The 20,798-nt window shown below is 67.3% G+C and carries 20 protein-coding genes; 10 read left to right on the top strand and 10 right to left on the bottom strand.

All coding sequences use genetic code 11. The features are described 5' to 3' along the window. Nucleotides 1-197: 197 nt before the first annotated feature. Together rpmF and mtgA are read right to left on the bottom strand one after the other, a co-directional pair. Nucleotides 198-383, bottom strand: a complete 186-nt coding sequence (gene rpmF / locus DES45_RS00400; RefSeq protein ID WP_114768002.1) for a 50S ribosomal protein L32 — start codon at nt 381-383, stop codon at nt 198-200. Nucleotides 384-505: 122 nt separating this feature from the next. After that, the gene (mtgA, locus tag DES45_RS00395; protein ID WP_114768782.1) at nt 506-1,297 is read right to left on the bottom strand and encodes a monofunctional biosynthetic peptidoglycan transglycosylase; all 792 of its coding nucleotides are present in this window, start codon (nt 1,295-1,297) and stop codon (nt 506-508) included. On the opposite strand from mtgA, the gene DES45_RS00390 reads away from it, so the two are divergent. Next, the gene (locus DES45_RS00390; protein WP_114768001.1) at nt 1,296-2,222 is read left to right on the top strand and encodes a polyprenyl synthetase family protein; all 927 of its coding nucleotides are present in this window, start codon (nt 1,296-1,298) and stop codon (nt 2,220-2,222) included. The genes mtgA and DES45_RS00390 overlap by 2 nt on opposite strands. Nucleotides 2,223-2,229: 7 nt before the next feature. On the opposite strand, the gene DES45_RS00385 is transcribed toward DES45_RS00390, so the two are convergent. From DES45_RS00385 to DES45_RS00355, 7 genes are all read right to left on the bottom strand, one after another. Next, a complete protein-coding gene (locus DES45_RS00385) occupies nt 2,230-3,090 on the bottom strand; it encodes an adenylate/guanylate cyclase domain-containing protein (RefSeq protein ID WP_114768000.1) in 861 nt (286 codons plus the stop codon). A gap of 50 nt (nt 3,091-3,140) precedes the next feature. After that, nucleotides 3,141-3,692: a GNAT family N-acetyltransferase gene (locus tag DES45_RS00380; protein WP_210272393.1), complete on the bottom strand. Its 552-nt coding sequence runs from the start codon at nt 3,690-3,692 to the stop codon at nt 3,141-3,143. A 79-nt stretch (nt 3,693-3,771) separates the two neighbouring features. Next, the gene (locus tag DES45_RS00375; protein WP_114767999.1) at nt 3,772-5,718 is read right to left on the bottom strand and encodes a potassium transporter Kup; all 1,947 of its coding nucleotides are present in this window, start codon (nt 5,716-5,718) and stop codon (nt 3,772-3,774) included. A gap of 194 nt (nt 5,719-5,912) precedes the next feature. Next, complete coding sequence (gene ispG, locus DES45_RS00370; protein WP_114767998.1) at nt 5,913-7,202, bottom strand: flavodoxin-dependent (E)-4-hydroxy-3-methylbut-2-enyl-diphosphate synthase; 1,290 nt, start codon at nt 7,200-7,202, stop codon at nt 5,913-5,915. 96 nt (nt 7,203-7,298) lie between these two features. Further along, nucleotides 7,299-7,826 carry a Fur family transcriptional regulator gene (locus tag DES45_RS00365; protein ID WP_245429675.1) on the bottom strand — a complete coding sequence of 176 codons (528 nt, stop codon included), beginning with the start codon at nt 7,824-7,826 and terminating at the stop codon, nt 7,299-7,301. Between the two features lie 159 nt (nt 7,827-7,985). After that, nucleotides 7,986-8,630, bottom strand: coding sequence for a class I SAM-dependent methyltransferase (locus DES45_RS00360; protein WP_114767997.1), 645 nt, complete (start codon nt 8,628-8,630; stop codon nt 7,986-7,988). Further along, nucleotides 8,627-9,778, bottom strand: a complete 1,152-nt coding sequence (locus tag DES45_RS00355; RefSeq protein WP_114767996.1) for a glycosyltransferase family 4 protein — start codon at nt 9,776-9,778, stop codon at nt 8,627-8,629. The genes DES45_RS00360 and DES45_RS00355 overlap by 4 nt, the downstream gene beginning before the upstream one ends. A 244-nt stretch (nt 9,779-10,022) precedes the next feature. On the opposite strand from DES45_RS00355, the gene DES45_RS00350 reads away from it, so the two are divergent. From DES45_RS00350 to DES45_RS25945, 6 genes are all read left to right on the top strand, one after another. Next, nucleotides 10,023-10,340: a SemiSWEET family sugar transporter gene (locus tag DES45_RS00350; protein WP_114767995.1), complete on the top strand. Its 318-nt coding sequence runs from the start codon at nt 10,023-10,025 to the stop codon at nt 10,338-10,340. A gap of 28 nt (nt 10,341-10,368) precedes the next feature. Then, nucleotides 10,369-11,529: a DNA topoisomerase IB gene (locus DES45_RS00345; RefSeq protein WP_114767994.1), complete on the top strand. Its 1,161-nt coding sequence runs from the start codon at nt 10,369-10,371 to the stop codon at nt 11,527-11,529. A gap of 64 nt (nt 11,530-11,593) precedes the next feature. Further along, nucleotides 11,594-12,436: an MBL fold metallo-hydrolase gene (locus tag DES45_RS00340; protein WP_114767993.1), complete on the top strand. Its 843-nt coding sequence runs from the start codon at nt 11,594-11,596 to the stop codon at nt 12,434-12,436. A gap of 105 nt (nt 12,437-12,541) precedes the next feature. Then, complete coding sequence (locus tag DES45_RS00335; RefSeq protein ID WP_114767992.1) at nt 12,542-13,975, top strand: cytochrome ubiquinol oxidase subunit I; 1,434 nt, start codon at nt 12,542-12,544, stop codon at nt 13,973-13,975. Nucleotides 13,976-13,985: 10 nt separating this feature from the next. Continuing rightward, on the top strand, nt 13,986-15,035 hold the full coding sequence (gene cydB / locus DES45_RS00330) for a cytochrome d ubiquinol oxidase subunit II (RefSeq protein ID WP_114767991.1): 1,050 nt from the start codon (nt 13,986-13,988) through the stop codon (nt 15,033-15,035). Continuing rightward, entirely contained in the window at nt 15,035-15,166 is a 132-nt protein-coding gene (locus DES45_RS25945; RefSeq protein WP_281024053.1) for a hypothetical protein, read from the top strand. The genes cydB and DES45_RS25945 overlap by 1 nt, the downstream gene beginning before the upstream one ends. 18 nt (nt 15,167-15,184) lie before the next feature. Here the strand turns inward: DES45_RS25945 and DES45_RS24940 are convergent, their stop codons facing one another. Beyond that, nucleotides 15,185-16,030 carry a hypothetical protein gene (locus DES45_RS24940; protein ID WP_170151339.1) on the bottom strand — a complete coding sequence of 282 codons (846 nt, stop codon included), beginning with the start codon at nt 16,028-16,030 and terminating at the stop codon, nt 15,185-15,187. 483 nt (nt 16,031-16,513) lie between these two features. Here DES45_RS24940 and DES45_RS00320 point away from each other — a divergent pair, with 483 nt between their 5' ends. The 3 genes from DES45_RS00320 to otsB all read left to right on the top strand — a co-directional run bounded on the left by DES45_RS00320 (nt 16,514) and on the right by otsB (nt 20,795). Next, the gene (locus tag DES45_RS00320) at nt 16,514-18,292 is read left to right on the top strand and encodes a type I secretion system permease/ATPase (protein WP_170151338.1); all 1,779 of its coding nucleotides are present in this window, start codon (nt 16,514-16,516) and stop codon (nt 18,290-18,292) included. Between the two features lie 3 nt (nt 18,293-18,295). Continuing rightward, the gene (locus DES45_RS00315) at nt 18,296-19,618 is read left to right on the top strand and encodes an HlyD family type I secretion periplasmic adaptor subunit (RefSeq protein WP_114768779.1); all 1,323 of its coding nucleotides are present in this window, start codon (nt 18,296-18,298) and stop codon (nt 19,616-19,618) included. 412 nt (nt 19,619-20,030) lie between these two features. Then, nucleotides 20,031-20,795 carry a trehalose-phosphatase gene (otsB, locus tag DES45_RS00310; RefSeq protein WP_245429674.1) on the top strand — a complete coding sequence of 255 codons (765 nt, stop codon included), beginning with the start codon at nt 20,031-20,033 and terminating at the stop codon, nt 20,793-20,795. Nucleotides 20,796-20,798: the final 3 nt, after the last annotated feature.

Here is a 20,798-nt window from a genome sequence, read left to right as displayed (position 1 = left end):
CGATCACCCGCCGCCCGGGGAGGAGCGGCGCGAAGGGCGCAGCCAGCTCGAACCCCGGAGGAACAAGGGGGCAGGATCCGGCCTCAGGCTTAAGGGAGCGTAAAGGCCGGGCCGGAAAACCAAGCTTGGCCGGGCTTTTCCACGCACAAAAAACCGGCGCTGAGACGCCGGTTCTTGATGTCGCAGGATGCGAAGTCTTAGGCTTCCGACTTCACCTTCAGGACCTGACGGCCACGGTACATGCCGGTCTTCAGGTCGATGTGGTGAGGACGGCGCAGCTCGCCGGAATCCTTGTCCTCGATGTAGGTCGGGGCCTTCAAGGCATCGGCGGAGCGACGCATGCCGCGCCGCGAAGGCGACGTTTTTCTCTTTGGAACGGCCATTTCTCGTCTCCGGTCAATAGCGGAGCGCCCGCTCAAACCGGGGAACGCTCACATCTCAATCTGATGAGGTTGCGCCTCATACATGGTCTTTGAGGAAATATCTAGTCCCCTTGGCCAAAGACCTAACTTTTCAGGCAGCCGCTATAGGGCGCCGCCCTCTCCATACGCCCCATGAGCCGCGCTGCCAAGACCTGGTGGCGGCGGGTGGGCCGGGCCGGGTTGCGCACGAGCGGATTCGGCAGGGCCGTGGCGAGGAGCGCGGCCTCCCGCCGCGTGAGGTTCTTGGCGGGCTTGCCGAAATAGCGTCGGGCCGCGGCCTCGGCCCCGAAGACCCCTTCGCCCCACTCGGCGATGTTCAGGTAGTTCTCCATCATGCGGCGCTTGGTCCAGATGAGGTCGAGATAGAGCGCCACCGGCAGCTCCAGTCCCTTGCGCACATAGGAGCGGCTGGGCCAGAGGAAGAGGTTCTTGGCCGCCTGCATGGGGATCGTCGAGGCGCCCCGGGAGGGGCCGTCCTCGTCCGCGGCCTCCACCACGGCGCGCAGCATGTCCCAGTCCACGCCGCCATGCTCGCAGAAGCGGCCGTCTTCCGAGGTCAGGACCGCGAGGGGCAGGTGCGGCGACATCTCCTCGAGATCCACGTAGTCGCGCTCCACGGGCTGCAGGGTGAGCCAGCGGCCGAGCATCAGGGTGGAGACGGGCGGGACGGCCCAGTACAAAAGCCCTAGCCAAAAGACCGTGCCGACCCATAAGAGTACCAGCCCGAAGCCGATCTGAACGAAGCGGCGGAGGAGGCGGCCCGGCGTCAGCACAGGCCGCTTCCGTCCTGCCTGAATCGTCCAGCCCGGCCCGGATTCCCCCTGTACCGACTTCGCGGGCGGGGTGGCTGCCCCCTCCGAATCCAGGCTCGTCATGACGCCATCCACCATCACTTTCACGGCGCGGCTCAGAGAGGCCGCAGAGGTTGTCGAAGCAAGTCTCGAGACCTTGCTAGCAGACAAAGTCCGCCACGGCGAGATTGCCCGGCCGGCCCGGCTGATGGCCGCCATGCGGCATGGGGCCTTGGGCGGCGGCAAGCGCCTGCGGCCGTTCCTCACCATCGAGACGGCCCGGCTGCTGGGCCGGGACGGGGAGGGGCCGCTTCGGGCCGGCTGCGCCGTGGAGCTGCTGCACTGCTATTCCCTGGTTCACGACGACCTGCCGTCCATGGACGACGACGACCTGCGCCGGGGCCGCCCGACAGTGCACCGCGCCTTCGACGAGGCGACCGCGATCCTGGTGGGCGATGCGCTCCAGACCCTCGCCTTCGAGGTGCTGGCCGATCCGGCGACCGATGCCGATCCGGCGATCCGCTCGGATCTCGTGCTCGGGCTCGCCCGCGCGTCCGGGCTCGGCGGCATGGTCGGCGGCCAGCTCCTCGACCTGTCGGCGGAGGGGCGCTACGGCCCGGCGGACCTCGCCGAGGCCGACGTGCGGCGCCTCCAGATGATGAAGACCGGGGCGATCCTCACCTTCTCGGTGGAGGCGGGGGCCATCGTCGGCCGGGCGGATGCTGCGGCCCGTGGCCGTCTCGTCGAATACGGGCGCGCCTTAGGCGCGGCCTTCCAGGTGGCCGACGACATTCTGGACCGGGAAGCCTCGGCCGAGGCGATGGGCAAGCGCACCGGCAAGGATCAGGAGAAGGGCAAGGCGACCCTGGTCGACCTCCTCGGCATGGAGGGCGCAAGGCGCGAATGCCGCGACCTCGTCGAAAAGGCGCAAGGCGCTCTCGACGGGTTCGGCCCCCGGGCGGAGATCCTGCGGGAGGCGGTGCGCTTCGTGGTCGAGCGGGAGGCCTGAGACGGCGTCACTCGCCGTCCGGCCGGCGGCGGTTCTTTCCGTCCCGTTCAGGATTGTGCCTGAGCACCGCCCGCAGGGCGAGGAACAGCCCCATGCCCAGCACGGGCCAGTGGAACCAGATGCTGTTCCCGGTGAGGATGTCGATCAGGAACAGGAAGATCGACACGACGACGACCGTCGCGACGGGCCGCGGCAGGCCCGCGAACCAGTCGAGGACGGCCTGCGTGGCGCCTGCCGGCTCCCGTTCCTGCGGACGGCGGAGGTCGGATGCCCCGAACGCTCTTGCGGCCTGCTCGTCCGGCTCGGGCCCGGCTTGTCCGCCTCCAGCGCCGTTCACGCTCACCCGGTAGCTCGTGACGGGAGCCGCGACGTTCTTCACCTGCTGGCGGCCGAGGAAGTCGAAGCCGACCGACAGCTTGTTGTGCACCTGATCGTAGACCGGACCCGAGATCATGATCCCGCCGGGCTCGGCGAGTTCCTGCAGCCGCGCCGCGATGTTGACGCCCTCGCCGTAGATGTCGGAGCCGTCCACCATCACGTCCCCGAGATTGATCCCGATGCGGAAGCGCATGCGCTGCGCGTCCGGCAGGTCCCGGTCCTGGTGGGACAGCTCCTGCTGCGTCTCGATCGCGCACTGCACCGCCTCGACGACGCTGCCGAACTCCGCGATCACGGCGTCGCCCCAGGTGTTGACGATCCGACCGTCGTGGCGCTCCACGAGGGATGCCATGGCGGTGCGGTAGCGGCGCAGGGTCGCCAGGGTGCCGGCCTCGTCGCGCTCCATCAGGCGGGTGTAGCCGTGCACGTCCGCGCACAGCACGGTGGTCAGCCGCCTCTTCATCTTCACGTCCTCGGTCATGGCCGTCATGTTAGCGCGGAATTGCCCCGAAGGCATGGGCCCTCGCGGCGCGGAAGAGGTCAGGCCTCCGTCGTCGGGACCCAGAAATTGAGCTTGGAGTGTCCCGGGCGCCGGTCATGCGGCGTCCTGCCGGCCGGAACGCCGCCATTGGCGAGGATCACCTTGCGGGACCCCTCGTTGTCGTCGTCGCAGGTGATCAGCACCCGCGCGAAGCCCTCCGCCCGCGCGACCGGCAGGATGCGCCGCAGCGCCTCGGTCGCGTAGCCCCGCCGCTGCTTCCAGGGCACGATCGTGTAGCCGATATGGCCGTAGGCGCTCTTCGGCAGGTCCTCGGTTCCGGGCTGGAACCGGAAGCCGATGCGGCCGCAGAACTCGCCGTCGCTGATCCAGAAGTCATGCGCAGGCAGGCGCGGCACCTCACGGCCGTCGGACAGGCGGATCATGGGGCTGTTGTAGAGATCGTGCAGGAAGCGCGCGGGATCGCGCCTGAGCTGGCGCAGCTGCTCGCGGCTCACGTCCTGGTCGGTGTTGGGCGACCAGCCGCGGGCGAGGGCGTCTTCGTAGGCCGGAAGCCAGTCGAGGCTCGGGCGCAGGAGGGTGATGGCGGACATGGTGCAATCGGTCATGGGGCCCGAGAGTGGCATCGGGCCGCCGGAACCACAACCGTTCCGGCGCATCGGGGCCGATGCGCTAGACGGTCACCTGCGTGCCGACCTCGACGACGCGGCCGGTCGGAATCTGGAAGAAGTCCGTGGCGTCGCTGGCGGATTTGGCGAGACCGATGAACAGCTTGTCCTGCCAGAGCGGCATGCCCGAATGGCTCGCCGGGCGGATCGAGCGGCGGGACAGGAAGAACGACGTCGCCATGATGTCGAACTTGAAGCCCTGCTTGCGCAGGATCGCGAGGCCACGCGGGATGTTGGGCGTCTCCATATAGCCGTAGCTCAGCCGGATGCGCCAGAACGAGTCGCCCACCTCCTCGATGGAGACCCGGTCCTGGTTCTCCACCCGCGGGACGTCCGCGCTGTTGACCGTGAGGATCACGTTCTTCTCGTGGAGGACCTTGTTGTGCTTGAGGTTGTGCAGCAGCGCCGCCGGGGCGGTGTCGGGATCGCTCGTCAGGAACACGGCCGTGCCCTTCACCCGGTGGGGCGGGCTCTTCTCCAGCATCTTCACGAGCTCGAGGAAGGGCACGTCGATCTTGCGGGTCTTCTCGAACAGGATCCTGGTGCCCTTCACCCACGTGAACATGATGACGAAGAAGACGCCCGCGATCAGGAGCGGGACGTAGCCGCCGTCGAGGAGCTTGACCAGGTTCGAGGACAGGAACGTGAGATCGATCGCGAGCAGCGGGACCATGACGAGGGCGGTCTTGACCGGGCCCCAGCCCCAGGACCGGCTCATCACGATGCAGGCGAGGAGCGTCGTCATCACCATCGTGCCGAAGACCGCGATGCCGTAGGCGCTGGCCAGGCTGCTCGACGAGCCGAACAGCACCACGAGGGTCACGACGGCGGCGAGCAGGAGCCAGTTCACGCGCGGCAGATAGATCTGTCCCGAATGGGTCTCCGACGTGAAGCGCACGTCGAGGCGGGGCAGGAGGCCGAGCTGCACCGCCTGCCGGGTCAGGGAATAGGCGCCCGTGATCACCGCCTGGCTCGCCACGATCGTCGCCAGAGTGGCCAGGATCACCAGCGGCAGGAGGAGCCAGGGCGGCGCGAGCAGGAAGAACGGGTTCTCGATGGAGCCGGGATTGGACAGGACGAGGGCGCCCTGACCGAGATAGTTGAGGGCGAGGGCCGGGAACACGACGGTGCCCCAGGCGACGCGGATCGGCCGGCGCCCGAAATGGCCGAGATCCGCATAGAGCGCCTCGGCGCCGGTGACCGCGAGGCAGACGCTGCCGAGGATCGCGAAGGCGGTGCCCGGATGGCTGAGCAGGAAGGACGCGCCGTAATACGGGTTGAACGAGTGCAGCACCTCCAGGTCGTCGGCGATGTGGAGGAGGCCGAGGCCCGCCATCGACACGAACCACAGGAGGGTGATCGGCCCGAACAGGGCCGCGACCTTGCCGGTGCCGTGGGCCTGCACGGCGAAGAGGCCGATCAGGATCACGAGGGCGATCGGCAGGACGTAGTCCTCGAACGTGGGGGTGACGAGCTTCAGGCCCTCCACCGCCGACAGGACCGAGATCGCGGGCGTGATCGCGGCGTCGCCGTAGAACAGGGCGGCGCCCGCCATACCCATCATCAGGACCGGAAGGCTTCGTCGCCCGAGCGCGCGCTGGGCCAGGGCCACGAGGGTCAGGGATCCGCCCTCGCCCTTGTTGTCGGCCCGCAGCAGCAGAATGACGTATTTGACCGTGACGGTCAGGATCAGCGCCCAGATCAGCAGGGACAGGATGGCGATGACCAGGTCGCGCGTCAGCGGGACCGGGGTGCCGTGATGTCCGCCGGTCGCCGCCATGACGGTCTCCCGCATGGCGTAGAGGGGGCTCGTGCCGATATCTCCGTAGACGACGCCGATGGCGCCGAGGGTCAGGGTCCAGAAGCCTGCCTTGTGATGGCTTTCCGGGAGGGAAGCCTCCGGTGCCGCGGAATCGGCATGTGCGGGGGCGACAGCGTGCTGATCTGCCATGGGTGCTACTTTGCGGATATGCCCGCGGACGGCCCTGTTCAACTGCGTTGCGGTACGACGAAGGGCGGCCCCCTCTTCGCGAGAACGTGGCGGCCGTCGGTGCCGGCGCGGCGGGCTCTCTAGCACATCGCGCTCAAGCTTAAAACGAAATCTGCGTTAGGGTTCCATCACGTCTGGCAGGGCTTCTAGCGCATCTACTCGGCCGCGTCACGTCCTGCCTGCCCGTAGTTCTTGTCGATGTAGTCGAGCACGAGCTTCTGGAAGTCCTGGGCGAGGGTCGGGCCGCGCAGGGTGACGGCCTTGCGGCCGTCGATGAAGACGGGCGCGGCCGGCTGCTCGCCGGTTCCGGGCAGCGAGATGCCGATGTTCGCGTGCTTCGATTCGCCCGGGCCGTTCACGATGCAGCCCATGACGGCCACGTTCAGGTTCTCGACGCCCGGATGGGTCCGGCGCCATTCCGGCATGGAGGTGGAGATCCAGGACTGGATGTCCCGCGCCAGCTCCTGGAACACCGACGAGGTGGTGCGTCCGCAGCCCGGGCAGGCCGCGACCAGCGGCACGAAGGTGCGAAAGCCCATCGTCTGCAGCAGCTCCTGGGCGGTCTTCACCTCGAGGGTGCGGTCGCCGCCGGGCTCGGGCGTGAGGGAGAAGCGGATCGTGTCGCCGATTCCCTGCTGGAGCAGGATGCCGATGGCGGCCGAGGAGGCCACGATCCCCTTGGAGCCCATGCCGGCCTCGGTGAGGCCGAGATGGATCGCGTAGTCGGACCGGCGGGCGAGCTCCTGGTAGACGGCGATCAGGTCCTGCACGGCCGAGACCTTGGCGGACAGAATGATCCGGTCGCGGGAGAGGCCGATCTCCTCCGCGCGCGCCGCGGAGAGGAGCGCCGACTGGACCATCGCCTCGCGGGTCACCCAGCGCATGTCGCGCGGGTTCGCGGAGGCTGCGTTCTCGTTCATCAGGTGGGTGAGGAGCTCCTGGTCGAGGGAGCCCCAGTTGGCGCCGATGCGCACCGCCTTGCCGTGCCGGATCGCCATCTCGACGATGGCCGAGAACTGCCGGTCCTTCTTGTCCTTGAAGCCGACATTGCCGGGGTTGATCCGGTACTTGTCGAGGGCTTCGGCGCAGGCCGGATGGTCGGCGAGCAGCTGATGCCCGATGTAATGGAAGTCGCCCACGAGCGGCACCGTCACGCCGAGACGGTCGAGCCTTTCGCGGATCTTCGGCACGGCCGCCGCGGCTTCGTCCCGGTCCACGGTGATGCGCACAATCTCCGAGCCGGCGCGGGCGAGGGCCGCGACCTGGGCGACGGTCGCATCCACGTCCGCCGTGTCGGTGTTCGTCATCGACTGGACGACCACCGGCGCACCTCCGCCCACCATGACGGAGCCGACGCGCACGCCGACGGTCCTGTGGCGCGGGGCGGGACCGGCCAGGGTCTCGGGGGAAATCCCGGCTGCGGGAGAAAGGGTGCTGGATGTCATCTGCTGATCCACGGCGGCAGCGACCGGCTGCCGTGGATTAGCTGATGCCAAACGCCTCGTTCGTCAAGCGCGACCGGATCACACAAGGAAGAGGGGTCAGTGCCGCTCCTGGCTGTGGCCCTGGCAGGCGGCGCAATGGCCGGCGACCTCGAGCACCTTCGAGCGGGGCTCGAAGCCCGCCCGCAGGAGGATGTCCGACAGGGCTCCCGTGAGAGCCGCCGAGGAGCCTTCGCTGACGCTGCCGCAGCTCTCGCAGATCAGGTAGGCCACCGCGTCGCGGCCGCTGTCGCTGTCGACCGTGCTGATATAGGCGTTGCGGCTCGCCAGCCGGTGGGCGAGGCCCTGCTCGATCAGGAAGTCGAGGGCCCGGTAGACGGTGATCGGGGCCATGCGGCGGGCGTTCGAGGCCAGCATGTCGGCCAGTTCATAGGCGCCCAGCGGCTTCGGGCTGGAGCAGAGCGCCTGCAGGACGGTGCGGCGGATCCGCGTCAGGCGGACGCCGTGGGCCCGGCAGATCGCTTCGGCGCGGGCGAGGGTCTGGGTCATGTCCTTGGAAGGCGGCAGAGGGTGGGGGCGGTCGCTCTTGCTTTCCACGAGAGCCTTGTAGGTTGCTGGGTGGGCCACGGTCGTTCCTCCTCATTGGGGGCTGAGAGGTAGGATTTTGATCAATCCCGGTAATACACCCAATTGATATAGGTTATATCGCTACACTTTCAAAGGAGGGAGTTACGCAATGACATATCGAATTCCCTTGCGTTATTGCAAAGTTTGATCTCGCGAGCCTCAGGCGAACTTCCAGACCTTCGAGCGCTTCACGTCCGAATCCTCAAGGGAACGGGTGACCGGCACCTCGTAGACCGCCAGCTCCTCGAGCCGCTCCTTCGGCAGATAGCTCCGCCCGGGATCGCCGATCAGAACCGTGGCGCCCCGGCGGCTCAGGGACAGGAGCCAGTCCGTCACCCGCAGGGCGAGGTCGCGCTCGTAGCAGATGTCGCCGGCCAGAACCGCGTCCCAGCCGTCGTCCCGGCCCACGAGATCCGCCTGGACCGGTTCGATCCCGACGCCATTGGCCTCGGCGTTGAGGCCCATGGCCGCGATGGCGAACGGGTCGATGTCGCAGGCCGTCACCTCCGCCGCCCCGGCCTTCATGGCGGCGATCGCCACGAGGCCGGAGCCGGACGCGAAGTCGAGCACGCGCTTCCCGCGGACCGTCTCGGGATGGTCAAGAACGTACCGGGCGAGCGCCTGCCCGCCGGCCCAGGCGAAGGCCCAGAAGGGCGGCGGCAGGCCGATCTCCCCCAGCTCCTCCTCGGTCTTCTGCCAAAGCTCGGTGGCCTCGTCCGCCACGTGCAGGACCAGTTCCGGCGCATGCGGGACCGGACGCAGCCGCGTCTCGGCCAGGATGAAGGCGGCGGGATCGGCGATCATGACGTCAGCATCGAAGCGTAGAGTCCTTTCACGGCCTCCATCACGTCCCGTTCCGTGAAGCCGTCGAGAACCCGGGCGCGGGCCGCCTCGCCCATGCGGGCCACCCGCTGCGGGTCGTCCGCCAGCGCCGCGAGGGCCTTGCCCAGGCTCGCGGCATCGTCCGGCGGGACGATCAGCCCCTCCACGTCGTGGCGCACGAGGGTGCGGCAGCCGGGCACGTCGCTGGTCACGATGGCGCGCCCGCAGGCGGCCGCCTCCAGCAGGGTCCGGGGCAGGCCCTCGCCGCCGCGGGACGGCAGGCAGGCGACATGGTGCTCGCGCCAGACCGCGGCCACGTCCCGGGTCGCGCCGTGCCAAGCGATCCCGGGCTCAGCCGACCATTCCTTCAGGGTCGCCTCTGGGATGGCCTTGGGGTTGGACGGATCGGGCGCGCCATAGAGCGAGAGTTCGATGGCGGCGCCCTTCGCCCGGGCTTGCCGCACCGCCTCGACCGCGAGGTCGATCCCCTTGGACCACAGCATGCGGGCGACGACGGCGACCTTGAGCGGGGGATGGGAGGGCAGGGGAGACGGGGTCAGCGCCTCCGGGTCGATGCCGGCCCCGCCCACGATCGTCACGTTGGCGCCTGCGGGGTCGAGGCCGATCAGCCTCGGATCGTCCGTGTTCTCGAACAGGTAGCGCGTCCGGCTTGTCTCGAGACCGCGCACGAGCAGCCGGACGGCGCGCCGGGCCAGCCGCCCGGTCATGTCCGTCCGGGCGCCGAGGAAACCGAGTCCGGTAAGGGCATAGACGCGCCGCCCGACTCCCGCCATGGCGGCCGCGAAGCCGCCCGTGAGAATGCCCTTGAGGGCAATGCAGTGGACGAGATCCGCCTTCTCGTCCTTCAGGATCGCGGCGAGCTGGCCGGCGGCGTAGCCGGCCGCCATGGGATTGAGGCTGCGGCGTTCCGCCTCGAGAGGGACCACCCGCGCGCCCGTCGCCTCGATGGCCTCCCGGTGCGCACGCACCCGCGTGACCACGGTCACCTCGAGGCCGAGCTCGCGCGCCGCGCGGGCCATGGGGAGGAAATGGGAAGCGAAGAACCAGTCCTCGGTCACCACGAAGACGAGCTTGCGGCCTTGGACGTCGGCGGAGGGCAAAGGAGACACAGATCGATCCAGAATGAGTAACGAGGTCCTTCTAGAGCATCGTGCGGAAAAGTGGACCCGGTTTTCAGCTCTCAACGATGCTCTGACCTAAAGAGAAAGCATCGGAATCGATCCCAAAAGTGCAAATTCACTTTTGGGTCCGATGCTTGGGAGCATTTTCGCCCAAAGGGGAGACCGCTCGAGGCCGGAACCTCGCCCGCCGTGCTCCGTTGCCGTCTGGCGCCGGAGCAGGAGACGAGCGAGGATGAGCGATTGGCTGCCGACGATCCTGGGTACCGTGGCGGGGCTCCTGTCCACCGCGAGCTTCGCGCCGCAGGTCCTGAAGGCGTGGCGCGAGCGCGACACGGCGGCCATTTCCAAGCGCATGTACATGGTGACCGTCACGGCCTTCGTGCTGTGGTCGATCTACGGCTTCCTGCTCGGCAGCGTGCCCCTCATCGTGTTCAACCTGCTGAGCCTCGCCATGAGCGCCACGATTCTCGTGCTCAAGATCCGCAACGACCGGCGGGATGCCAAGGCATCGAAGACGCAGGCGGAACCCGGCATGGCGCGCTCCGGTTGACCCTTCCTCTGTCGAACATGGGCGCGTCATGTTGCTGGACCCGAATACATCGCCTGAGAACGTCGTCGATCCGCGGGATGCGGCCGAAACGGCAGGTCTGCGCTACGTGTCCGACGAGGAGCCGGGAATCCGGCGCAAGAAGTTCGGCAAGGGCTTCACCTATGTGGGGCCGGACGGCAGGAAGGTCGCGGACGAGGCCACGCTTTCCCGCATCCGCTCCCTGGCGATCCCGCCCGCCTATGCCGACGTGTGGATCTGTCCCCGGGCCGACGGGCACGTCCAGGCGACGGGTCGCGACGCCAAGGGCCGCAAGCAGTATCGGTATCACCCGGCCTTCCGCGAGATCCGCGAGAGCACGAAATTCGAGCACATGATCGAGTTCGCCAAGGCGCTTCCGGCGATCCGCAAAACCATCGACGATCACATGGGCCAGCGCGGCCTGCCGCGCGAGAAGGTTCTGGCGACGGTGGTGCACCTGCTCGAGAACACGCTGATCCGGGTCGGCAATTCCGACTACGCCAAACAGAACAAGAGCTACGGGCTGACCACGCTGCGCGACCCGCACGTGAAGGTGGACGGTACCGAGCTGCGCTTCCAGTTCAAGGGCAAGAGCGGCAAGACCTGGAAGCTCTCCGTCAAGGACCGGCGCATCGCCAAGATCGTGAAGGCGTGCCAGGACCTGCCGGGCCAGGACCTGTTCCAATACCTCGACGAGGAGGGGCAGCAGCAGTCGGTCACTTCCGCCGACGTGAACGCCTACCTGAAGGAAATCACGGGCCGTGACATCACCGCCAAGGATTTCCGCACCTGGGCCGGCACCGTGCTGGCGGCCCTGGCGCTCGCCGAGTTCGAGGAGTTCGACAGCGAGGCGAAGGCCAAGAAGAACATCCGCCAGGCGATCGAGCGGGTCTCGTCGCGCCTCGGCAACACCCCCACGATCTGCCGCAAGTGCTACGTGCATCCCGAGGTGTTCAACTGCTACCTCGAAGGCTCGCTGCTGATCGAGGTCAAGGACGAGGTCGAGGCGGAGCTGCGCGACAACCTCGCCGGCCTCAAGCCCGAAGAGGCGGCGGTCCTGTCTCTCCTTCAGGCACGTCTGGAGCAGGCGATCGAGGCTTCGAAGAGCCAGGCCGCCAAGAAGAAGCGCAAGGCCTCCCCCAAGCAGGCGCAGGCCGAGATGCGGGCCTGACGGCGAACATTTTCGACGCGCCCGGCGTTGGGACTTGCGTCATGTCCAGACGGAGAGGCTTGCGATGCGCATCCACCACCTCAATTGCGGCTGCATGTGTCCCGTCGGCGGCAGGTTGATGGACGGCGTGAGCCACGGGCTGACCGGCCAGCTGGTCTGCCATTGTCTCCTAGTCGAGAGCGACCGCGGCCTCGTTCTGGTCGATACGGGCTTCGGAACACGCGACGTCGAGGAGCCCTACGAGCGGCTGAGCCCGTTCTTCATCCATTTCAACCGCATCCAGTTCGAGCATCGCTACACGGCCCTCGAACAGGTTCGCGGCCTCGGCTTCTCCCCGCGCGACGTGCGCCACATCGTGCTGACGCATCTCGATTTCGACCATGCCGGAGGGCTCGAGGATTTTCCCGAGGCGCGCGTGCACGTTCTTCAGCCTGAGGCGGAGGTGGCGCAGATCCGGCGCGGCTTCATCCAGCGCCGGCGCTACCGGCCCGATCAGTGGGACGGCGTGCACGACTGGCGCTTCTACCGGCCGGGAGGCGAGCGCTGGTTCGGCTTCGATGCGGTGCGCGACCTCGACGGGCTGCCGCCCGAGATCCTGATGATCCCGCTGCCCGGCCACACGATCGGCCATGCGGGCGTCGCGATCGATACCCCGGAAGGCTGGCTGCTCAATGCGGGCGACGCCTATTTCTACCGGCACGAGATGGATTCGGCGCCCCGCTGCACGCCGGGCCTCGCCGCCTATCAGCGCATGATGGAGATGGACCGTCCGGCGCGCCTTCACAACCAGGAGCGCCTGCGCGCGCTCGCCAACGACCGGCGTCGCGGCATGCGGATCTTCTGCAGCCACGATGCGGTCGAACTCGAAGCGCTGCAGCGTCTCAGCACCGGCTGGCGCCCGGCCTGAGGCTGAAACGAAACCGCTCCCGCGTTCCTGCCGCGCCGGCGCACCCCTGGTCCGCTTCAGGGCCGCGCCCTAAAAGCAGACAGGAACGTCAAAGGGGAAGCGGAAATGGAATTCGACGCCCTGATGCTCTCGCGCATCCAGTTCGCGTTCACGATCGCCTTCCACATCATCTTTCCGGCCTTCACCATCGGCCTCGCCAGCTGGCTCGTGGCGCTGGAGTTCAACTGGCTCCGGACGGGCAACCCGCTCTACCGCAACCTCTTCCGCTTCTGGGTGAAAGTCTTCGCAGTCTCGTTCGGCCTCGGCGTCGTGTCGGGGATCGTGATGAGCTACCAGTTCGGCACCAACTGGTCGCGCTTCTCCGAATTCACCGGAAACGTGCTCGGGCCCGTGATCGCCTACGAGGTCATCACGGCCTTCTTCCTGGAGGCCGCGTTCCTCGGCATCATGCTGTTCGGCTGGGAAAAGGTCGGGGACCGGCTTCACTTCTTTGCGACCTGCATGGTGGCGCTCGGCACGCTGATCTCCGCCTTCTGGATCCTGTCGGCCAATTCCTGGATGCAGACGCCCGACGGCTTCGCGATCGAGAACGGCAAGGCGGTTCCGGTCGACTGGTTCAAGGTCGTGTTCAACCCCTCGTTCCCGTTGCGCTATGCGCACATGGTGATGGGCTGCTACCTCACGACGGCCTTCGCGGTGGCTGGCATGTCGGCCTGGATGCTCCTGCGCCATCCGCACGATGCGCCGGAGGCGAAGCTCGCGGGCGCCCGGCGCTCCATGTCGATGGCGCTCTGGTTCGCCTTGATCTTCGTGCCGGTCCAGATCCTGATCGGCGATCTCCATGGCCTCGGCGTGCTGAAGTACCAGCCCACCAAGCTCGCCGCCATCGAGGGCAATTGGGACCGAATGGCCAACATGCCGCTCCGCCTCTTCGCGATCCCCGACGAGGAGGCGGAGACGAACCGTTACGAGATCGGCATTCCGAAGATCGGGAGCTGGGTGCTGACCCACGCCTTCGACGGCGTGGTGCCTGGCCTCAAGGAGGTCCCGCGCGATGAACGCCCGCCGGTCTGGCCCGTGTTCTTCTCGTTCCGGATCATGGTGGGCATCGGCTTCGCCATGCTCGGCCTCGGGCTGTGGAGCGTTTACCTGCGCTGGAAAGGCACGCTCTTCTCCAACAGGGCGTTCCTCACCGCCGCCATGCTGATGACCCCGTCCGGGTTCGGGGCGGTCCTCTTCGGCTGGTTCACGGCGGAGATCGGACGGCAGCCCTACGTGGTCTACGGCCACCTGCGCACGGCGGACGCGGTGTCGCCGGTCTCGGCGCAGGCGGTGGGCACGACCCTCGTGATCTTCATCGTGGTCTACGCTTTCGTGTTCGGCTTCGGCTCCTACTACCTCGCGAAGCTCCTGCGGCGCGGCCCCGATCCGCTGGAGGACATCCGCGACGACATCGGCAAGAAGCCCAAGCGGCCGTTCTCCCTGCCCGACGAGGGGCTCGAAAGCGGGTCGGGCCGCAGGCCCCTACCGGCGGAATAGGAGCGGCGCGATGTTCGGTTTCGGAATGCAATATGAGGGACTCGCCTTCTGGCTGCCGCTCATTTGGGCCGGCCTGATCGCCGTTGCGGTCGCCATGTACGTGATCGTCGACGGATTCGATCTCGGCATCGGGATCATGTTCAAGGCCGCCCGCGACGAGAACTGGCGCGACCGGATGATGTTCTCGGTCGCGCCGATCTGGGACGGCAACGAGACTTGGCTCATCCTCGGCGGCGGCGGCCTCTTCGCCGTCTTCCACGTCGCCTATGCGGTCCTGATGCCGGCTCTCTACGTGCCGATCATCCTCATGCTGATCGCCCTGATCTTCCGGGGCGTCGCCTTCGAGTTCCGCTTCAAGGCGGACCGCTCGAAATTCCTGTGGGACAACGCCTTCTTCTTCGGGTCGCTGCTCGCCACGTTCTTCCAGGGCATGGTGCTCGGCACCTTCGTCCAGGGCTTCGCCAACGACGGGCGCCAGTTCACGGGCGGTACCTTCGACTTCCTGACCCCGTTCAGCGTCCTGACGGGCGTCGGCCTGATCTTCGGCTACGGCCTGCTCGGGGCGACCTGGTGCGTGATGAAGACGACGGGCGAGCTCGAAATCTGGGCCCGGCGCATGGCGATCCGCTTCCTCGTCGGCACGATCATCGCCATGGTGGTCGTCTCGCTCTGGGTGCCGTTCCTGGGGCGGCAGATCGAGAGCCGCTGGTTCACCTGGCCCAACATCGCCTTCCTGGCGCCGATTCCGCTGATCACGGCCTACACGGCCTACAGGCTGTTCCGCGACCTGGAGGAGGGGCGCCACTACCGGCCCTTCTTCCTGGCGATCGCTCTGTTCCTGTTGGGCTATCTGGGGCTCGGCGTCAGCCTGTTTCCCTACAACGTGCCGCCGAACCTGACGATCTGGGACACCGCCAACACGGTCCATTCCCAGCTTTTCGCGCTGGTCGGCTTCGCGATCGTGCTGCCGATCACGTTCATCTACACGGCCTATGCCTATTACGTCTTCCGCGGCAAGGTCGCGGAGGAGATTTCGGGCGGAGGCTACGGGTACCATTGATGGCCACCGAGCCTTCCCGCCCGACCGAGGGGCGCCGCAGGCGCCTCCTCTGGTTCGTTCTTCTCTATGCGGCGAGCCTCGCCGTCTTCACGGTCCTGGTCTATGGGCTGCGGGCCATCGTCCCGCGGTGAGACGCTTGCGGGCCTCGTCTACCGGTAGCTGCCGATGAAGCCTTTGTCGGTCAGCACGACCCAACTCCGGCCGCGCCGCTCGATCGCTTCGACCCGGCCGACGCCTGGCACGATGCCGCCCGGGGCGACCTCGTAAAGGCGCCGGTTCCGGCCTTCCACCAGGGCCGCGCCGTCATAGACCTCCCGCACGATCCATCCGTCGACGGGCTCGTTGCGCGCCGACCTGACGGGCGGGGCAGGCGGCGTCGGCTCGGGCTCGCGGAGGGAAGCCTCCGTTAGGGCCGGGGCGGCGGGCGCGACCGGCGCGAGCGGTGCCGCCGCGGCCGGTGCCGGCACCTGCGCCGCCGGTGCTGCTGCCGTCCTGGCGGAGAGATCGCCGAGCGTGCTCATGATCTGGCTTTCCATCCGGTCGAGGCGCGCTTCGAGCGCCGATGACGTCACGTCCGGCTTCCGGAGTGCGGCCGCAAGAGCCTCGATCTTCTGGTCCAGCTTGTCCCGGTCCGATGCGCTGGCCTGGGACGAATATCCGGCCTCGGCCTTCAGGGATGCGAGGTCCGTCCTGACTGATTCGAGCTCGCGGGTCAGTCTCGCGAAGGCGTCCTGGTTGAGCGCGGCCACCTCGGCTCCGGACTGATACGCCGCGCTGCGCTGGGCCTGGGTTCCGGCGAAAGAAGCCAGTCCGCACGCCGCCACGAGGGCCGCGGCAGCCACGGCCCGGAGCAGAGGGGCTTTCGAATCGAGGCGGGACGAGGCTCCGAGCTTGGCAGATTCGGTTGCCTCGGGCTTCGGTCCCGCGGCATTCTGTTTCGCGGCGGCGACGGCCGACGCCAGGGCCTCGCTCGCCTTGGGGTCGAGCCGGATCATGCTGGCTACCTCTTTTGAAGGTGCTGACGATACGTCGGCCTGCTTGCGAGCACCGGACAAATCTTGAGAATGATTTCGCAAGTCCATAATGTGACCTCATCGGTAGATCACATGTTCTTAACTATGAAAATTTACCAAACAGTTACGACGTTAAGCCATGTTCTTGGAAAGTTCCCCCTCTAAACGAAGAGTAAAAAAAGAAAGTTAACTGCTTGCACTGCCTTTTGGTTGACATAATTACATTGAATAGGGTTACAAAAGGAGTGGCGTTACGGAAACCGTCACCCAGGGGGCTCCTCATATCTATGAGAGCGTATCAAGAACCCACGCACCGCCTGCCGGTGCAGGAAAGACGCTCGCATAGAACAAGCCCAAGTTCGCAGCCGTCGCGAGGCGGCAAAGCTCATGCGACTCTTTGAGGTTGCATGAGATCCACGTAATAATCACGCGCGGGCTGTTTCTGGTCCGACCATGGAAGAACACATGAAGCAGGCAACGAGAAGATCCAGGGACGACGGCTCCGAGGTCTACAACGCTCTCAAGGCCAGCAGCCCCGCTTTCATCGGGGTCGCCGTATTCTCGGCGGTCGTGAACATTCTGGCCCTGACCGGCTCCATCTACATGCTCCAGCTCTACGACCGGGTCCTGTCGAGCCGCAGCATCTCGACCCTGGTCGGCCTGTCCCTGATCGTGCTGGCGGCCTACCTGCTCCAGGGCGGCCTGGACACGATCCGCGGCAAGATGCTGGCGCGAATCGGTGCCCGCTTCGACGAGCTTCTGTCCCGGCGCATCTTCGACCTGGTCGCAGCGATGCCCCTCAAGGGCGCCCGCCAGGCGGAGAGCCTCCAGCCGATCCGCGACCTCGACCAGATCCGCGGCTTCCTGTCCAGCCTGGGCCCGACGGCCCTGTTCGACATGCCGTTCATGCCGATCTTCTTCATCGGCTGCTTCATCATCCATCCGTGGCTGGGCTGGATGTCGGTGGTCGGCGGCATCGTCATCATCGCCCTGACGCTCTACACGGACGCCAAGAGCAAGGGCCCGTCCTACGAGCTCACCAAGAGCGCGGCCGAGCGCCACGCCATGGCCGAGACCAGCCGCCGCAACGCGGAGGTGGTTCGCGCCCTCGGCATGGTCGAGTTCCTGGGCCGCCGCTACGAGGAGGTCCACACCAAGCACGTGGACGACGGCCTGCGCGCCAGCGAATCGACCTCGGGCATCAGCGCCTTCGCCAAGGTGTTCCGCATGATCCTGCAGTCGGGCATCCTCGGCCTCGCCGCTTACCTCGTGATCAAGGGCGAGGTCTCGGGCGGCTCGATGATCGCCGCCTCGATCATGATGTCCCGGGCGCTTGCGCCGATCGAGATCGCCGTCGCCCACTGGAAGGGCTTCACGGCGGCCCGCCAGGGCTATCGCCGCCTCGAGCACATCCTGTCGGTCGTGCCGGCCCAGGAGGAGCTCATGCCCCTCCCGGCCCCGAAGGGGCAGGTCGTGGCCGAGGACATCTATGTGGGCGCTCCGGGCACCAACACGCCGATCGTCCAGGCAGCCTCGTTCCAACTCCGCGCCGGCCAGGGCCTCGGCCTGATCGGACCGAGCGCCTCGGGCAAGTCGACCCTGGCCCGCGCCCTCGTGGGCGTGTGGCCGATGCTCCGCGGTGACATCCGCCTCGACGGCGCCGCCATCGAGCAGTGGGAGTCCGACCAGCTCGGCCGCCATATCGGCTACCTGCCGCAGGACGTGGAGCTGTTCGACGGAACCGTGGCCGAGAACATCGCCCGCTTCCAGCCCGACGCCTCGCCGGAGGCCGTCATCGCGGCGGCCAAGACCGCCGGCGCCCATGACCTGATCCTGGGCCTGCCGGAGGGCTACAACACCCGGATCGGCGAAGGCGGAACCTCCCTGTCGGGCGGCCAGCGCCAGCGCGTGGCGCTTGCCCGCGCCCTTTACGGCGATCCCTTCCTGGTGGTCCTCGACGAGCCGAACGCCAGCCTCGACGGGGCCGGTGACGAGGCCCTCAACGAGGCGATCCTGTCCGTGCGCAAGCGGGGCGGCATCGTGGTGGTCATCACCCACCGCCCGGCGGCTCTCGGCAACGTGGATCTGGTCGCCATCATGGAAGAGGGCCGGATCAAGGCCATGGGTCCGCGGGACGAGGTCCTGCAGGCCGTCATGAAACGCAATACGACGCCTGCGCCGGCCCCCGCCCGGGCGGCCCCAGGCGCAGCACCCCAGGCAGCCTCGCTGCGGGAGGTTGGATAAATGATGATGAAGATCCAGAAGCCCAAGAAGCCGTCGAGGCATCAGAAGGCTCTCCGCCGCTCGGCCATCGCCGGCGCCTCGATGATCGCCCTGTTCGGCGGCACGATCGGCCTCTGGGCGGCGACCGCCACCCTGTCCGGCGCGGTCGTGGCCGGCGGCCAGTTCGTGGTCGATTCCAGCATCAAGAAGGTGCAGCACGCGGTCGGCGGCATCGTCGGCGAGCTGAAGGTCCGTGACGGCGACCGGGTCAAGGAAGGCGACCTCCTGGTCCGCCTCGACGAGACGGTCACCCGCGCCAACCTGCTGGTCGTGTCGAAGCAGCTCGACGAGTTCCTGGCCCGCCAGGCTCGTCTCGAGGCCGAGCGCGACGGCGCCGCCGAGGTGAAGATGCCGGCGGAATTCGCAAGCCGCCTCGATGATCCGGCAATCGTGAAGATCATGGGATCCGAGCGGACCCTGTTCGAGGCTCGCCGCGCGACCCGCGACGCCCAGAAGGACCAGCTCCGCAAGCGCATCGCCCAATCCCAGGACGAGATCGTCGGCTTCAGGGCCCAGCAGAACGCCAAGGCCCGCGAGGCCGAGCTGATCGTCGACGAGCTCAAGGGCGTTCGCGACCTCTACCAGAAGAACCTGGTGCAGCTGCCGCGCCTGAATGCGCTGGAGCGCGACGCGGCCAGCATCGAGGGCCAGCGCGGCCAGCTCATCGCCGCCATCGCTCAGGCGGAAGGGCGCATCGCCGAGACCTCGTTCCAGATCATCCAGATCGACGAGCAGATGCGCGCCGAAGCCATGCAGGAGCTGCGCGAGATCCAGGGCAAGATCGCCGAGTACACCGAGCGCCGCGTCGCGGCCGAGGACCAGCTCAAGCGCATCGACATCCGCTCGCCCAGCGACGGCTTCGTGCATCAGCTCAACGTCCATACGGTCGGCGGCGTCATCTCGCCCGCCGAGCCGGTCATGTACATCGTGCCGACGAACGACACGCTCGACCTCGAGGCGAGGGTACTCCCGAACGAGATCGACCAGGTGGCCATCGGCCAGAAGGCCACCGTGCGGGTGCACGCCTCGAACCAGAGGTCTACGCCCGAGCTGCACGGCACCGTCACCCGGATCTCGGCGGACGTGTCCCGCGACCAGCAGACGGGCGCGTCGTTCTACACGATCCGCGTGGGCCTGCCGGCCGACGAGATCAAGCGCCTCGGCCATCTGAAGCTGCTCGCCGGCATGCAGGCGGAGGTCTTCGTTCAGGTCAACGAGCGCACGCCGTTCCAGTACATGATCAAGCCTCTCGAGGAGCAGATTGCCCGCGCCTTCCGCGAGCACTGAGCCCGCTCGAGCCTTTTAGGCCTTGTCACCGCGGTCGGTCCGAAAGGCCCGACCGCGGTTTCTTTATGCAGCCCGTTGCGAACCTGCGGCCGATCGGTTCCTGCAGACCAGGGTTTCCGCTCGCAGTAACCCCAGGGGCATTCCCTCCGGAAGGTCGGGTCCTATGTTGAAGGCAGAACCGACCGAACGAGGACAGGACCCGATGACGACGAGGCGACCGTGACGCGACCCGGACCTGTTGCAGGCAAAGGGGCGCAGGGCCCCGTCGGGCTGGGCGCGTGTTTCGCTTTCATTCAGGTTGCCGCGCCTAAACGGTGCGCTTCCGCGGAAGGACCCCTGCGGCCCGTTCGCCGGACCCTGTGCTCCTTGCCCGTGAAACCGAAAGAGGCATCGGCGTATGCGTGAAGCTGCCTTGATCCAACCGCCCCCCTTCAGCCAATCCGAGGATTACGCGCTTTTCCTCGATTTCGACGGAACCCTGGTGGACATCGTCGAGCGTCCGGATGCCGTCATGGTGGATCCGGCCCTGCCGGGGATCCTGACTAGGCTGCAGGAAAGGCTCGGCGGCGCGCTTGCCATCATCAGCGGGCGCCCGATCGAGTTCCTGGACAGCCGCTTCAGGCCGCATCTCTTCGATATCGGCGGGCTCCACGGCCTCGAACGGCGCGTCGGCGGGGAACTCTTTCTCTGCGATCCCGACGAGCATCCGCACCTGCGCCAGATGGCGGCGCGACTCGAGGAGATCGTCGCACCCAAGCGGGGCGTCCTGATCGAGGACAAGGGCTGCTCCATCGCCATCCACTGGCGGTTGGCCCCGCAGGAGAAGGACTTCGCCCTGGAGACCGCCCATGCGGCCGTCCAGGCGCTCGGGCCCGACTACCGGGTCCAGCACGGCAAGGCGGTGGCCGAGATTCTTCCCGCGGCTGCCGGCAAGGGCAAGGTGATTGAGCAGTTCCTGCAGCAGGAGCCCTATCGCGGCAGAATCCCGATCTTCGCCGGCGACGACCTGACCGACGAGAACGGATTCAAGACCGTGAATGCCCATGGCGGCCTCTCCATCCGCATCGGGGGCGGAGAGACCATCGCCCGCGAGCGCCTCGGAACGCCCTCCGACCTGAGGCATTGCCTGTCGGTGTGGGCAACCGAAGGCACCCTTCCTTTCGACCGGATTTCCTGAAGT

Source organism: Microvirga subterranea (genome assembly GCF_003350535.1).
GTDB classification, from domain to species: domain Bacteria; phylum Pseudomonadota; class Alphaproteobacteria; order Rhizobiales; family Beijerinckiaceae; genus Microvirga; species Microvirga subterranea.
The sequence above is the reverse complement of the archived record's forward strand: the minus strand, read 5'-3'. Positions and strand labels throughout refer to the sequence as shown.